The organism is Streptomyces lincolnensis (assembly GCF_021173675.1).
GTDB classification, from domain to species: Bacteria; Actinomycetota; Actinomycetes; order Streptomycetales; family Streptomycetaceae; genus Streptomyces; species Streptomyces lincolnensis_B.
Map to the genome: position 1 here is coordinate 533,611 of NZ_JAIHON010000007.1, position 12,513 is coordinate 546,123.

Sequence of the window (12,513 nt, forward strand, 5' to 3'; positions counted from 1 at the left end):
GTCACCTGTGGGTGTGCGGGCACCGGGTGCGGTCAGCCGGTCCTGACCGTGGACCAGTCGAAGGGAAGCCGGTCGAGCACCTCCATGTCCGCGCAGAGCCGGTGCAGGGCACCGAAGTCCTGGAGCAGGCGGCGGCGGGCCGCGTCGTGCTCGACGTCCAGCACCATCTGCCGTCCACCGGGCACGCCGACCAGCTCGACGATCCGGTGCCAGGTCGTGAAGTCGTTGGCCGCGAAGGCCTCCATGCCGTCGGCGAGGGCTTCGAGAAAGAGCCCGCGCTGTTCATCGCCGAAGCGGCTGTAGGCGGACTTGGCGATCTCGTCCGCGATGGAGGAGTGGCAGTACTCGTCGCGGTTGTGCAGTTCGGCGGTCGCCCGGTTGATCGGCTGGATGTCGTCGCTGTCGGCGATGAGGTCGAGATACGCGTTGATCGATATCTCGGCGACCGTCGTGTAGGCCAGGGTGTCGATCTCGCGGTGCCCGGCCTGCGAGGCCTTCTCCATCCGCTGCCGGTAGCGGCGCGCCTTGTGGCCGAGCGGCAGCGCGGATTCGGGCATCCGCCAGCCGCGCCTGCGCCGGGTCACCGCGCTCGCGTTGAGGTGCATCAGCGTGTGGTACTGCTCGTCCACCATGGCCTGGGTCACCGCGATCGCCATGGGCTCGCCGAGACCCGTGTCGAACGCGTCGGTGGCGATCAGGGTGAACCCCGGGTTCACCACTTGCTGCTCGATGTCCATCACGTTCTTGTTGAACGCGACCCAGCCCCAGGCACGCAGCTTCGCCTTCGCCTCGTCGTCCAGCGCGCGGTACGTCGGGTGGTCGTGGAAGGGCAGCAGTCGTTCGGGATAGTCGGGCCGTTGCACCTCGAAGAGATCGTCCAGATCCGGTTCGGGCCGTTTGACCGCGGCGCGCCGGTGCCAGTTGCCGGAGAGCCGGGCGATCACGGCGCTCTCCACCGGGTCGTGCGGATCGTGTTCGGGCAGCCCCATGTTTCCACCCCCGTCTGTCTCGTCGCCGTTCATGATACTGCGAGAGTCTAGACTCATGCATACATTGTATGGGTCTAGAATGGTCGAGGCAGCCCAGAGAACCGAACTGGCACAGTCGGAGAGGTAGTTGAGCGATGCGGACAGAAGTCGTCTCCCATCCGGACGGCACCCGAGCCTCTTGGCATCCGGCGCGTTGGCGGCGGTTCCGGGCGCTGCAGCCTCCCGGCTGGCCGGAGAGCGTCGGCCTGCGAGGAATCCGGGCGCAACTCCTGCGGCGGGCACCGCTGGTGGCTCCGGAAGAGGTCCTCGCGCTACGGCGACAGCTGACCGATGTCGCCGAGGGGCGTGCCCTGGTGCTGCAGATGGGGGACTGCGCCGAGACGTTCGCCCTTCCCGCGCGGGCCGACATCGCGGGAGCCGTGGCGCTCTCCCGGGAGGTGGCGGGGATCGTCGGGGACCGGCTGCGCACACCGGTGATCAACGTCGGGCGTATCGCGGGGCAGTTCGCCAAGCCCCGGTCGTCCCCCACGGAGGACGTGGACGGTGTCCGGCTGCCCGCCTTCCGCGGGGACCTGGTCAATGACTGCCGGCCCGACGAACTGTCCCGGCGCCCGGAGCCGCGCAGGCTGCTGTGGGGGTACGAGCACGCCGCGCGCACCCTGTCCCTGCTGCGGGAGTCCGGCGAGGGCGGCCGTCCCGCGCTGTGGACCAGTCACGAGGCGCTGGTCCTCGACTACGAGGAACCGCTGACCAGGTGGGACGACAGGCACGGCGGGTGGGTGCTGTGCTCCACGCACTTCCCGTGGGTGGGCGAGCGCACCCGGCATCCGGACAGCGCCCATGTGCGTTTTCTCGCCGGGGTGGCCAATGCCGTCGGATCCAAGGTGGGGCCGACGACGACGCCCCGGGACATCGTCCGGCTCGCCCAGGTCCTCGACCCCGACCGCCGGCCCGGCCGGCTCGTCCTGATCGCACGGATGGGCGCGGACCGCGTGGAGGAGGGACTGCCGGGGTTGGTGGAAGCCCTGCGCCGGGCGGGACATCCGGCCATTTGGCTGTGCGACCCCATGCACGGCAACACCGTCCGCTCGCGCAGCGGGCTGAAGACGCGCCACATGAGCGCCGTACTCGGCGAGATCCGCGGGTTCACCAGGGCCGTCCGGCGCGGCGGCGGACGCCCCGGCGGGCTGCATCTGGAGGCCACGCCCGACGGGGTCACCGAGTGCGTGGGAGGACGCTGCGGCACCCTGGAGAGCCAGGTGCCCGATCGCTATCTCACCGCCTGCGACCCCCGGTTGAATGCCGATCAGACCCGTGAGGCGGTGGAGTGCTTCGCCGACGAGATGATGGCGGAATTCTGATCCGCGGGTGACTGAATACCGTTCCATCGACACGCCAAATGATGACCGATCGTAGGTCAACTCCGTCTGTTTCGAGGCCGTTGAAGTACAGTCGGGCAGAGATTCAGGGAAGCGGAGCACGTCGGCCGCAGATCCGAACGGGGGACGGGGTGTCCATGTCCGCACGACAGCCCACGCATCGGGGTTCCGTCCGGGATCCCATCGATCCGGATGTCAGCCATTCATCCTGGCCGAAGGATGAATCAAGAACAGGCCAGGTACGCCGACTTCTGGCCCGCGCCGGCATACGCCCAGGGCAGCGGGTTCTGCATATAGGCGACCACCTGCCCGAGTGTGACGCATCGCAGCCGGAGGAATTCCGGTTACGCGCCGCGCACAAGAGCGACGGCGAGGACGGGACCGCCCCGCCCGCCGAGGTGTTCGACGCGGTGGTGGCGCTGGACTGCGCACCGCCGACCGCGATCTCCACCACGGCCCAGGTCTGGCGCCGTGTCATCGAACCCGAATCCGGGGCCGTCGTCGTCACCGGCACCGACATAGCGGTGGCGGAGGGAGCGGGGGAGCCGGTCTCCCGGCAGTGGGCCGAGGAACTGGAGGCGGCCGGCTTCGTCATCGAACGGATGGCCAGGTTCCCCGTCGAACGGGGGCACTACGGAGCGCTCGCCGAGACGGCGCGTCTGGTCCAGGACTCCCTGCACACGGCTCTCGGTGCCGGTCCGGCACGCTCCTACCTGGCCCTCATACGGCGGCTGGAGGAGAGCGTGCGGCGCGAAGCGGCCCACCGGTTCGAAATCATCGCCCGCTCACCTGGGGTAACGTAGATGGGCGGTACAGACCCGTGCAATGAATGCGCGAATCTTTACATGCCCAGCGCGGTCTTGCTATATGTACGGGTGATATTGGTTTCTCGGCCGCGGGCTCCCCCTCGGGCGTTGGGAGGTTGGTGGCGGTGAAGCGTGCCATGAGTGAGCGTCACGCCAGTGAGCGCGAGCAGGGCACATGGAACCAACTCGTCGCGCTGCACGCGCAGGTGTCCGAGTTGGTGGAACGAGCCCTGCAGGACCGCTTCGGGCTGTCGCTCACGGAGTACAGCGCACTGGAAGCGCTCGCCGAGGCGCCCGGACCCGCGGGCCTGCGCATGCAGGCGCTCGCCGAGGCGATCGGTCTCAACCAGAGTTCCGTCAGCCGTCTGGTCGCCCGACTGGAGCGGCAGGGACTCGCCGAGCGCAGTCTCAATGAGCGCGACCGGCGCGGCGTTTTCACCAGCATTACGGAAACCGGCCGGGAGACACTGAAGGAAGCGACACCCGTCTATTTGCAGACACTTGCCGCTGCTTTTGACAGGGTGGGTGCCGACCCGGTCCTGCGGGAATTGATCGAGCGCATCATCCAGTGACCCCTCGCGTCGATTCCCGCCATATTCGTGCAGCACTGAACTGGCAGAGGAGTTCGACGTATGACGACGATGGATGCCGTACAGCGTTACTACGACGCGTGGATCAATCTCGACGGAGACATGACCGACGTGCCCCTCGCCGACGATTTCGTATTCGTCGGCCCGGTGGGTTCCTTTGATTCCGCGGCGGACTTTCGCGCCATGGCGGCGCAGTTCGGGCCGATCGCTCAGGACTTCTCCGTCCGCCACCAGTTCACCGACGGAGACCTGGTGTGCTCGATCGTGCGGTGGAACCTGCCCCAGGTGAGCGGAACCACCGACGCGGCCGAACTGCTCACCGTCGAGGACGGTGTCCTCGTCCGCGCCGAGGTCATCTACGACGGTGAGGAACTCCGGAAGGTCGTTGCCGCCGGCAGCGTCTGACCTGTTCCGGTGAGAACCGCGGTTCGTCGGCTCGTCCGGCGGACCGCTTCTGCGTAACAGGGCCCGAGTGGGTTCTGCCGGACCGGACGTGTACGGCAGCGCACTCGAACGGCCCGATCGATCACCTCCGCGGTGGCCTCCCCGTCAGGCCGGCCGGCGGCCGCACCGGACCGTCCGTGCGCGGCGAGGCATCGCGCGACTCGAACAGCACGTCGCCCCACCGGCCCACCCCCAGTACGACGGGTGCGCCGTGTCTATCGGCGCGTGCGGAGTCCGTCGAGGATGAGCGCGAGCAGGTGGGGAGCGCGGTCCTCGGGGGTGGACACGGCGCGCCAGAGTGCGCCGGTGAGCTGGAGGAAGTCGGCGGGATCGACGTCGGCACGGATGGTGCCGTCCTTCTTTCCGGCGTCGAGGAGCTCCGTGATGGCGGCGATGACGGGGCCGTGGCTCTGCTCGGCGATCGCCTGGTGCGCGCCCGCGCTGAGGGCCTCCCCGAGGCCGTGCTTTCTGCGCATGGCCTCGACGAGATCGGTCGTCCAGTGGCGGAGCGCTTCCAGCGGCGGCATCTCGGCCAGCAGTCCGGGCACGGTGGCGGTGATGCGCGTCACCTCGTCCTGGTAGACGGCCAGCAGCAGCGCCTCGCGGGTGGGGAAGTTGCGGTACAGGGTGCCGGCGCCGACCTCGGCGCGCTGGGCGATCTGGTTCATCGACGTACTGGCGTCCGCCGTGAGTGCTTCGCGGGCGGCCGCGAGGATGCGAGCCCTGTTCTCACGGGCGTCTGAACGGACCACGGGACCTCACCTTGCTAAGTGGAGAGTTCTCCACTACGTTATTTGGAGAGCTCTCCACTTACTCTAAGGAGCGTCATGCAATACATCAAGCTCGGCACGACCGGCCTTGACGTGTCCCCGATCGCGATCGGCGCGATGACCTACGGCGAACCCGACCGTGGCCACCCCATCTGGTCGAAGGGCGAGGAGGACGCGCGCCCGCTCATCAAGCACGCGCTGGAGGCGGGGATCAACTTCTTCGACACCGCGAACATGTACTCCAACGGCTCCAGCGAGGAGATCCTCGGCCGCGCGCTCAAGGACTACGCGGACCGCGATGCCGTGGTGATCGCCACCAAGCTGCGCCATCCGATGCGGCTGGGCCCCAACGGCCGCGGACTGTCGCGCAAGGCGATCATGACCGAGGTCGACCACTCCCTGCGCCGCCTGGGCACGGACTACATCGACCTCTACCAGATCCACCGCAACGACCACGGCACGCCGTGGGAGGAGACGCTCGAGGCGCTCGGCGACCTCGTGAAGTCCGGCAAGGTCCGCTACCTCGGCGCCTCGTCCATGCACGCCTGGGAGTTCGCGAAGGCGCTGCACCTGCAGAAGGAGCACGGCTGGGCGCGGTTCGTGTCGATGCAGGACCACTACAACCTGCTCGCCCGCGAGGAGGAGCGGGAGATGATCCCGCTGTGCCTGGACGAAGGCGTCGGCACGATCGTCTGGTCGCCGCTGGCCCGCGGCCGTCTCGCCCGGGGCTGGGACGACGCCCGGTCGACGGCGCGCTCCGCGACGGACGGGTCCTACGCGGACCTGCTCTACTCGCCCGCGCAGGAGGCGTCCAACCGGGCGATCATCGAGGCGGTCGGACAGGTCGCGGACGCCCACGGCGTCAGCCGCGCACAGGTCGCGCTCGCCTGGCTGCGCCGCCAGTCGGTCGTCACCGCACCCCTGGTCGGGGCGGGCTCGATCCGGCAGATCGACGAGGCCGTGGCCTCCCTCGACATCGGGCTCACCGACGACGAGGTACACGCCCTGGAGGCCCCGTACACCCCCCGCCACGACTGGCAGGGCGTCTCCGACGAGGCCGAGATGGAGGCCATCCGCCGGCGCGTCCCCGGCATGGCTCTCGCATGAACCCCATCGTCCGCTCCGGCGCGGCCGCCCGCGCCGGAGCCCTCCTCATCCTCCTCGGCCCGCTGGTGTCCTGGCTCGCCGAGTTCGTCACCGCCGCCGCGTGGCAGGACCCGCCGTACGCGCCCCTGCACCACTGGGTCAGCCACCTCGGACTGACCGGCCCGCCGCAGACCGCGTTCGGACAGGCCGCCAACTCCCCCCTCGGCGCCGTCATGGACACCGGTTGGGTGATCTACGGCATCCTCCTGGTCGTCGGGGTGTTCCTCGTGTTCGACCCGCGCAAGGGCGTCCGCCCGGTGATCATCATGATCCTCGCCGTCCTGGCCGGCGTGGGGGTCTGTCTCGTCGGCGTCTTCCAGGGCTCCAACGCGAACGTCGACAACGGTCTGATCGCGTTCCACACCTTCGGCGCGCAGAGCGTCATGCTCGCCGGCAACGTCATGGCGATCGTGGCCGGAGCCGGCGGAGCCCGCATCGGTCTCAGCAGGAGCCGGTCGATCGTGAGCATCGCGCTCGGCACCGTCGGACTGATCGCGTTCCCCGTCTTCCTGGCCGATGTGTACACCGGCTGGATGTGGAACGTCGGCATGTTGGAGCGCGCGGTCATCTACCCGATCATGATCGGCCACGCCCTCCTCGGAAGCAGTGTGGCCGCTGCCCAACGGCATCTTGCGACGCGCCCGCTGATGCCTCTCGATACACGATTCGCGAGTTGAGGAGAGACGGATGGCACGGGTACTGGTCACCGGAGGGACGGGATTCATCGGGAGCTGGTGTGTGACGGCCCTGCTCGACGCCGGGCACACCGTCCGCACCACCGTCCGCGACCTGCGGCGCGAGCCGGCACTGCGCTCCTGGCTCGGCGCGGCCGCACCGTTCGACGACGACCGTCTCACCGTCGTCCGCGCCGACCTCGAACACCCCGACGGTTGGGACGAGGCCGTCGCCGACTGCGACTTCGTCCTGCACGTCGCCTCGCCGACCCTGCGCCGTACACCGGCGAACGACGACGAGCTGGTCGTCCCGGCACGCGAGGGTGTCCTGCGGGTGTTGCGGGCCGCCCGCGACGCCGGGGTACGTCGGGTCGTCCTGACGAGTGCCTTCGGTGCCGTGGGGATCGGGCACCCCCGGCGGTCGACCCCGTTCACCGAGGAGGACTGGACCGACGTCGACGGCGACATCCCGCCCTACCAGCGGTCCAAGACGCTCGCCGAGCGCGCCGCCTGGCAGTTCGTCGGCGAGGAAGGTGGTGGACTGGAAATGGCGGCGGTTCATCCCGTCGCGGTCCTCGGACCACTGCTCGGCCCGGACGACCCGCCTTCCCTGCGGCTGGTGCGCAGAATGCTCGAAGGCCGGGTGCCCGCGTGCCCTCCGTTCGGGATGGGCTTCGTCGACGTGCGGGACGTCGCGGATCTGCACCTGCGCGCGATGACCGATCCGGCGGCCGCCGGCGAGCGTTTCCTCGCCGTCGCCGGGCACAGTCTGCGCGTCGTGGAGATCGCGGGCATCCTGCGCGACCGTCTGGGTCAGCGCGCCGCGCAGGTCCCGACCCGGGAACTGCCCGTGTGGCTCGCGCGCGCCCTGGGCGCCGTGAACCCGGAACTGCGGCTGCTGAGGCACCAGTTGGGGCGGGATCTCGACGCCACGAGCACCAAGGCCGAGAAGCTCCTCGGGTGGCAGGCGCGTCCCATCGAGGACACCGTCGCGGAGACCGCCGAGAGTCTCCTCGCCCATGGCATCGGGAAATGACCCGCCCGTAACCTCCGCACTCAATCCTGTGCACCCGAATTCGAGCCCGGTGACGAACATCCGGGCGGAGAAGTCGTTGGACATCGATCACGTAGTCCGGGTAACCGCAGGTCATCGTCGACGTACTGATCCGGGACGGCGGGCAGAACAACCGGGCCGACACTGGGCTGCTCAACCTCGGAAACTGATCTCAGCAAGTTCGTGCCTACGGGAGCCGGTATGAGTCTCACCACCCCGCCGCGGCCGTTCGACGTCGCCGCGCTCTTCCCTCGACTGGCTCCCCTGGCACGTACGGCGACCCGGCTGCATCCCCGCCCCGGGGCGCCGTCACCGCACGACAGCTCCGTCGGCGGGCCGCTGCTGTGGCCCGCCGACGAGCCATGGCCGCACTGCGAGGGCCCGCACCAGTGGGACCGGGTGAACGCCCCGCTCTCGCCGGAGGACGTACGACAGTGGCGCCGCAACCGGGCGGAATCGGAGAGCCGGCGGCGCCGCGATCCCGAAGGACCCTGGGCCACACCCGAGGAGTTGGAGACCGAGAAGCGCCTCATGGCCGGCCGCCCTTGGCCCGAGGGCCCCATCGCCATGCTGCCCGTGGCCCAGTTGTACGTCCGCGACATCCCCGGGCTGCGCCCGCCCGGAGCCTCCGAGGCCGATCTGCTTCAGGTGCTCTGGTGCCCCTTCGACCACCCGGCGCATCCCAGGACCGCGCTGTTCTGGCGGTCCGCTGCGACCGTGACGGACGTACTCGACGCACCGCCCGAGCCGCCCGCGATCCAGTTCCCCACCTGTCTGCCGGAGCCGTGTCTGCTCGCACCCGAGCAGGTCACCGAGTACCCCAACTACCTGGAGCTGAGCAAGGACCTCCAGGAGCAACTGGACGACTGGAGCAGGTGGCAGGCGGCCGGACCGGCGCTGGACAGCTCCTACGAGGTCGCACCGGAAGAGCTCTACATGGACATGGTGTCCCTCTCCCCCGGCTGGAAGGTCGGCGGCTGGACCCGCTGGGGCCTCACCGACCCCCTGCCCCGGCTCTGCCCCGCATGCGGCACCGACGCGGACCCGCTGTTGACGATCGCCTCGACCGAATGGAACGACGGCACCGAAAGCTGGGCCCCGGAAGAGGAGCAGACCGATCCCACACCGCTCCTCCCCGGCACCCCGCCGGCGAACTTCACCATGCTCGACCTCGCCCGAGGCTACGACCTGCAACTCCACGTCTGCCCGGTGTCGCCGGACCATCCGCACATCGAGCTGATCCAGTAGCGATACGGGCTCAAGGCTTGAGCACCGCCAGCACGTCGTCGAGCGAAACGTCGGTGGGGTCACTCATGTCGGAGCCGTCGAAGGTCTGCCAGATGTAGGACGCCGTCCCGTTCTCCCGCAGCGGATGCAAGTCGGCCAGTTCCGGATCGTCCCGGAAGCTGTTGAAGGCCTCTTCGGACTCCCATTCAACGAGAAACAGCACCTGCCGCGGCGTGAGATCACCGGCTACGTTGCCACGGAAGCGGGCAAATGCCGCGATTCGGCCACCGTATTGCGGGGCCACTTCGGGCAGGCGACTGAAATACTCAAGGTATTTCTCCACGTCGACCACGTCGAACAAGTTCAGGGCATAAAACTTCTTCTGCGAATTTTCACTCATTGCCAATATCCTTTGCGGTCTCAGGGAGATGGTGTTTGGTTCGGAGGGCGGCGGCAGCTGTTCAGGAAGCCCGGGATGTGGTCGGCGAGAAACCGATTGGTTTCCGCCACCGTAAACCGATCGGTTTCCGTGCGCAAGTCCCGTCGGGTGGTGGTTGGTCCACGGCCTGGACTTGCATGGGAAAACTGATCGGTTTACGGTGATGGAACTGATCGGTTTCTCGTCCGTCGGGCGAGTCTCGCACCCGAATCACCAGGAGCACGGATGACTGCCGCGCGCGACCCCGAGGGCCCACAGACCGGCCCCAGGCTTCCGGCGAAGCTGGCCGCCCACCCGTCGGTGCAGGCCGTACTCGCCCGGCGCAGGGCCGGTGACGGGGGGAGTCCACCGGCGGTGATCGATGCCGGGTGGCTGCGCGAGCTGTGTCTGGCGGCCGGTGCGGACGACGCCGCCGCGGTCGGCCTGGACCACCCCGACCTGGCCGGAGAGCGCGAGTACGCGCAGGCCGCACTGCCCGGCACCCGCACCCTGATCGCGATGGCGGTCCGGATGAACCGCGACAACTGCCGTTCCCCGGCCCGCAGCGTGGCCAACCAGGAGTTCCACCAGGCCGACGAACAGGCCAACCATGCCGCGCGCAGCGTCACCCGGGCGCTCCAGGACGCCGGCTACCGCGCACTCAATCCGTCCGTCGGCTTCCCCCAGGAGATGGACCGCTTCCCCAGTGAGCGGATCTGGGTCGTGGCACACAAGACGGTCGCGGTGGCCGCCGGGCTCGGTGTGATGGGCCTGCACCGCAACGTCATCCACCCGAAGTTCGGCAGTTTCATCCTGCTGGTCACCGTCCTGGTGGACGCGGAGGTGAGCGAATACGGGCAGGCGCTGGACTACAACCCCTGCATCGACTGCAAGTTGTGCGTCGCGGCCTGCCCGGTCGGCGCCATCGCCAAGGACGGCGCCTTCGACGCGCCGGCCTGCACCACGCACAACTACCGCGAGTTCATGAGCGGGTTCACCGACTGGGCCCAGACCCTGGCCGACAGCGAGGACGCCGCCGACTACCGCTCCCGGGTCACCGATTCCGAGAACGCCTCCATGTGGCAGAGCCTGAGTTCACCCCCCGGCTACAAGTCCGGCTACTGCCTGGCCGTCTGCCCCGCCGGCGAGGACGTCCTCGGCCCCTACCTGGACGACCGCAAAACGTTCATGGACACCGTGCTGCGCCCGCTCCGGGACAAGAAGGAGACCCTCTACGTCCTGCCGGGATCCCACGCCCAGGAGTACGCCCAACGCCGCTTCCCTCACAAGCCCGTCAAGGAAGTCACCGGCGGCTGGCAGCCCCCGGCGCGCCGCTCCGCGCCCACCGAGCGGGAGAAACGTACGTCTTGAGTGGCATTCACCCCCTCCGCGTCCTGCGCGCCGAACCGCTGTGGATCGCCAACGGCGTCATCACCGGCGTACTCGCGCTCCTTTTCGCCGTGTTCTACGTCGGGGCCAACGTCGATCCCGTCGATCCCATGAAGCATCTGCCCGTCGGTCTGGTCGACGCCGACCCGGCCGCCGTCACCGTCGAGGACGGCCATCCCTCGATGCGCACAGCGGCCTGGGCCTGACAGCGTTCTACTACGCACTCACCCTCGTGGTCGTCGGCATGCTCTCCGCCAACGTCATCAGCGGCCAGGTCGACCACGCCCTCGGCTACACCCACAACGACATGGGCCCGCTGCGCCTGCACCGCCCGCTGATCAGGGCGTCCCGGGTGCAGACCCTCGCCATCAGCAGCACTCTCATGGCCGGTCTGTCGCTGCTGACGGGGAGCCTGGTCATGGCGGGCGCGGTCGGCGTCATGGGCATGGACGCGCCCCATCTGCCGCTGCTGTGGCTGTACTCAGTGTGCGCCGTCGCGGTCGCCGGGATCGGCGCGCTCACCCTGCTCGCGGTCTTCGGCACACCCGGCATGCTGGTGGTCACGCTGGTCTTCATCGGGATGGCGGTGCCCACGGCCGGGGCCACCACCCCCCTCGAGGCGCTGCCCGGCTTCTACCGCTTCCTCGCGGAGTTCGAACCACTGCGGCAGATCACGGCCGGTGTCCGCTCGATCCTCTACTACGACGCCCAGGGCGACGCCGGCCTGACTCGGGGCTGGGTCATGATGGCCGCCGCCCTCGCGGCAGCCGCCCTCTTCGGCTTCGGCATGCTCGGGTGGTACGACCGCAAGGGACTGCACCGCATCCCGACGGAGTCGAAGAGCACTCCGCGAGCCGGGTCGCCCACGGGGGCAAGGGGAACCTGACCGTTGACGGCCGGGTTCTTGCGCCGGTCGTAGGTGAGCTGCTGGGGGCGAACTCCCCGCAGGCCGCTGCGCATCTTCCTGCAGGGCGGCCACCGCGACCTGCACTGGAATGAGGCACAGCGGAACTGGCTCACCGAGAACCTGCGCGTGGCAGCCGCTCTCGCCGAAGCGGGCTACGACTTCCGCCTTGTCCTGGGAGACGGCGGACACAGTCCCAATCACGGCGGCGTCCTGCTGCCGGACGCTCTGCGCCGGCTGTGGCGGCCCGACGACGACTGAGCACTACCCGCTCGGGCAACCTGGCGCCCGGCCGGGGCTACTGGGCGCGGGTGCGGGGGCTGTTGTACTGCTGGTCGGTGACCGGTTCGGCCCAGGTGGTCTCGGGGGTGCCGTCGTCGGTGGCTTCCCACAGGGCGAGGTGTTCCATGAACCGGTCGGGGGCGGCGCCGTGCCAGTGTTCTTCGTGCGGCGGGCAGGCGACGGTCTGGCCGGGGTGGGCCTCGAAGACGGTGCCGTCCCGGGTGCCGATGAGGGCGATGCCGGAAGCGACGTGGAGGGTCTGGCCCACGGCGTGGGAGTGCCAGTTGGTGTGGGCGCCGGGGGAGAAGCGGACGAGATTGGCGCGCATCCGGGACGGCGCCCGGCCGGCCACGATGACGTCCCACCAGACGTCGCCGGTGAACCAGTGGGCCGGGGCCTTGCTGGTGGGCTGCTGCTCGACGAATTCCATGGTGTCTCCCA

The 12,513-nt window shown here is 69.1% G+C and carries 16 protein-coding genes; 12 read left to right on the forward strand and 4 right to left on the reverse strand.

The genetic code is table 11. The features are described from left to right. Positions 1-32: 32 nt before the first annotated feature. A complete protein-coding gene (locus K4B79_RS23385) occupies positions 33-989 on the reverse strand; it encodes an AurF N-oxygenase family protein (RefSeq protein ID WP_232028830.1) in 957 nt (318 codons plus the stop codon). Between the two features lie 134 nt (positions 990-1,123). Here K4B79_RS23385 and K4B79_RS23390 point away from each other — a divergent pair, with 134 nt between their 5' ends. The 4 genes from K4B79_RS23390 to K4B79_RS23405 all read left to right on the forward strand — a co-directional run bounded on the left by K4B79_RS23390 (position 1,124) and on the right by K4B79_RS23405 (position 4,169). Continuing rightward, the gene (locus tag K4B79_RS23390) at positions 1,124-2,350 is read left to right on the forward strand and encodes a 3-deoxy-7-phosphoheptulonate synthase (RefSeq protein WP_232028831.1); all 1,227 of its coding nucleotides are present in this window, start codon (positions 1,124-1,126) and stop codon (positions 2,348-2,350) included. 428 nt (positions 2,351-2,778) lie between these two features. After that, positions 2,779-3,171, forward strand: a complete 393-nt coding sequence (locus tag K4B79_RS23395) for a hypothetical protein (RefSeq protein ID WP_232028832.1) — start codon at positions 2,779-2,781, stop codon at positions 3,169-3,171. Positions 3,172-3,311: 140 nt separating this feature from the next. After that, entirely contained in the window at positions 3,312-3,746 is a 435-nt protein-coding gene (locus tag K4B79_RS23400) for a MarR family winged helix-turn-helix transcriptional regulator (protein WP_067425991.1), read from the forward strand. 60 nt (positions 3,747-3,806) lie between these two features. Continuing rightward, positions 3,807-4,169 (forward strand): nuclear transport factor 2 family protein, encoded by a 363-nt coding sequence (locus K4B79_RS23405; RefSeq protein WP_232028833.1) that lies wholly within the window; start codon positions 3,807-3,809, stop codon positions 4,167-4,169. A gap of 254 nt (positions 4,170-4,423) precedes the next feature. Here the strand turns inward: K4B79_RS23405 and K4B79_RS23410 are convergent, their stop codons facing one another. Continuing rightward, a complete protein-coding gene (locus K4B79_RS23410) occupies positions 4,424-4,960 on the reverse strand; it encodes a TetR/AcrR family transcriptional regulator (RefSeq protein ID WP_232028834.1) in 537 nt (178 codons plus the stop codon). Between the two features lie 75 nt (positions 4,961-5,035). Here K4B79_RS23410 and K4B79_RS23415 point away from each other — a divergent pair, with 75 nt between their 5' ends. The 4 genes from K4B79_RS23415 to K4B79_RS23430 all read left to right on the forward strand — a co-directional run bounded on the left by K4B79_RS23415 (position 5,036) and on the right by K4B79_RS23430 (position 9,100). Then, positions 5,036-6,085: an aldo/keto reductase gene (locus K4B79_RS23415; RefSeq protein WP_232028835.1), complete on the forward strand. Its 1,050-nt coding sequence runs from the start codon at positions 5,036-5,038 to the stop codon at positions 6,083-6,085. Continuing rightward, a complete protein-coding gene (locus K4B79_RS23420; RefSeq protein ID WP_232028836.1) occupies positions 6,082-6,801 on the forward strand; it encodes a DUF998 domain-containing protein in 720 nt (239 codons plus the stop codon). The genes K4B79_RS23415 and K4B79_RS23420 overlap by 4 nt, the downstream gene beginning before the upstream one ends. A 10-nt stretch (positions 6,802-6,811) precedes the next feature. Next, complete coding sequence (locus K4B79_RS23425; RefSeq protein WP_232028837.1) at positions 6,812-7,834, forward strand: SDR family oxidoreductase; 1,023 nt, start codon at positions 6,812-6,814, stop codon at positions 7,832-7,834. A gap of 219 nt (positions 7,835-8,053) precedes the next feature. Further along, on the forward strand, positions 8,054-9,100 hold the full coding sequence (locus K4B79_RS23430) for a hypothetical protein (RefSeq protein ID WP_232028838.1): 1,047 nt from the start codon (positions 8,054-8,056) through the stop codon (positions 9,098-9,100). Between the two features lie 10 nt (positions 9,101-9,110). Here K4B79_RS23430 and K4B79_RS23435 read toward each other — a convergent pair whose 3' ends face one another. Then, positions 9,111-9,479 carry a DUF1330 domain-containing protein gene (locus K4B79_RS23435; RefSeq protein WP_232028839.1) on the reverse strand — a complete coding sequence of 123 codons (369 nt, stop codon included), beginning with the start codon at positions 9,477-9,479 and terminating at the stop codon, positions 9,111-9,113. Positions 9,480-9,743: 264 nt separating this feature from the next. Here K4B79_RS23435 and K4B79_RS23440 point away from each other — a divergent pair, with 264 nt between their 5' ends. The 4 genes from K4B79_RS23440 to K4B79_RS47895 all read left to right on the forward strand — a co-directional run bounded on the left by K4B79_RS23440 (position 9,744) and on the right by K4B79_RS47895 (position 12,051). After that, entirely contained in the window at positions 9,744-10,868 is a 1,125-nt protein-coding gene (locus K4B79_RS23440) for a 4Fe-4S binding protein (RefSeq protein WP_232028840.1), read from the forward strand. After that, positions 10,865-11,092, forward strand: coding sequence for an SNG1 family protein (locus K4B79_RS23445; protein ID WP_232028841.1), 228 nt, complete (start codon positions 10,865-10,867; stop codon positions 11,090-11,092). Before K4B79_RS23440 ends, K4B79_RS23445 begins: the two co-directional genes overlap by 4 nt. Positions 11,093-11,130: 38 nt before the next feature. After that, positions 11,131-11,772, forward strand: coding sequence for a DUF3533 domain-containing protein (locus K4B79_RS23450; RefSeq protein ID WP_374208501.1), 642 nt, complete (start codon positions 11,131-11,133; stop codon positions 11,770-11,772). Positions 11,773-11,919: 147 nt separating this feature from the next. Beyond that, positions 11,920-12,051: a hypothetical protein gene (locus K4B79_RS47895; protein ID WP_269463771.1), complete on the forward strand. Its 132-nt coding sequence runs from the start codon at positions 11,920-11,922 to the stop codon at positions 12,049-12,051. Positions 12,052-12,088: 37 nt separating this feature from the next. On the opposite strand, the gene K4B79_RS23455 is transcribed toward K4B79_RS47895, so the two are convergent. Further along, positions 12,089-12,502: a (R)-mandelonitrile lyase gene (locus tag K4B79_RS23455; RefSeq protein WP_232028843.1), complete on the reverse strand. Its 414-nt coding sequence runs from the start codon at positions 12,500-12,502 to the stop codon at positions 12,089-12,091. Between the last annotated feature and the right edge of the window lie 11 nt (positions 12,503-12,513).

Bases quoted from the DNA above. Each gene is read 5' to 3' on its own strand.
- K4B79_RS23455 (WP_232028843.1), bottom strand. From the start codon at position 12,502: ATGGAATTCGTCGAGCAGCAGCCCACCAGCAAGGCCCCGGCCCACTGG.
- K4B79_RS23435 (WP_232028839.1), bottom strand. From the start codon at position 9,479: ATGAGTGAAAATTCGCAGAAGAAGTTTTATGCCCTGAACTTGTTCGAC.
- K4B79_RS23440 (WP_232028840.1), top strand. From the start codon at position 9,744: ATGACTGCCGCGCGCGACCCCGAGGGCCCACAGACCGGCCCCAGGCTT.
- K4B79_RS23425 (WP_232028837.1), top strand. From the start codon at position 6,812: ATGGCACGGGTACTGGTCACCGGAGGGACGGGATTCATCGGGAGCTGG.
- K4B79_RS23405 (WP_232028833.1), top strand. From the start codon at position 3,807: ATGACGACGATGGATGCCGTACAGCGTTACTACGACGCGTGGATCAAT.
- K4B79_RS23390 (WP_232028831.1), top strand. From the start codon at position 1,124: ATGCGGACAGAAGTCGTCTCCCATCCGGACGGCACCCGAGCCTCTTGG.
- K4B79_RS23400 (WP_067425991.1), top strand. From the start codon at position 3,312: ATGAGTGAGCGTCACGCCAGTGAGCGCGAGCAGGGCACATGGAACCAA.
- K4B79_RS23420 (WP_232028836.1), top strand. From the start codon at position 6,082: ATGAACCCCATCGTCCGCTCCGGCGCGGCCGCCCGCGCCGGAGCCCTC.
- K4B79_RS23430 (WP_232028838.1), top strand. From the start codon at position 8,054: ATGAGTCTCACCACCCCGCCGCGGCCGTTCGACGTCGCCGCGCTCTTC.
- K4B79_RS23415 (WP_232028835.1), top strand. From the start codon at position 5,036: ATGCAATACATCAAGCTCGGCACGACCGGCCTTGACGTGTCCCCGATC.
- K4B79_RS23450 (WP_374208501.1), top strand. From the start codon at position 11,131: ATGCTCTCCGCCAACGTCATCAGCGGCCAGGTCGACCACGCCCTCGGC.
- K4B79_RS23385 (WP_232028830.1), bottom strand. From the start codon at position 989: ATGGGGCTGCCCGAACACGATCCGCACGACCCGGTGGAGAGCGCCGTG.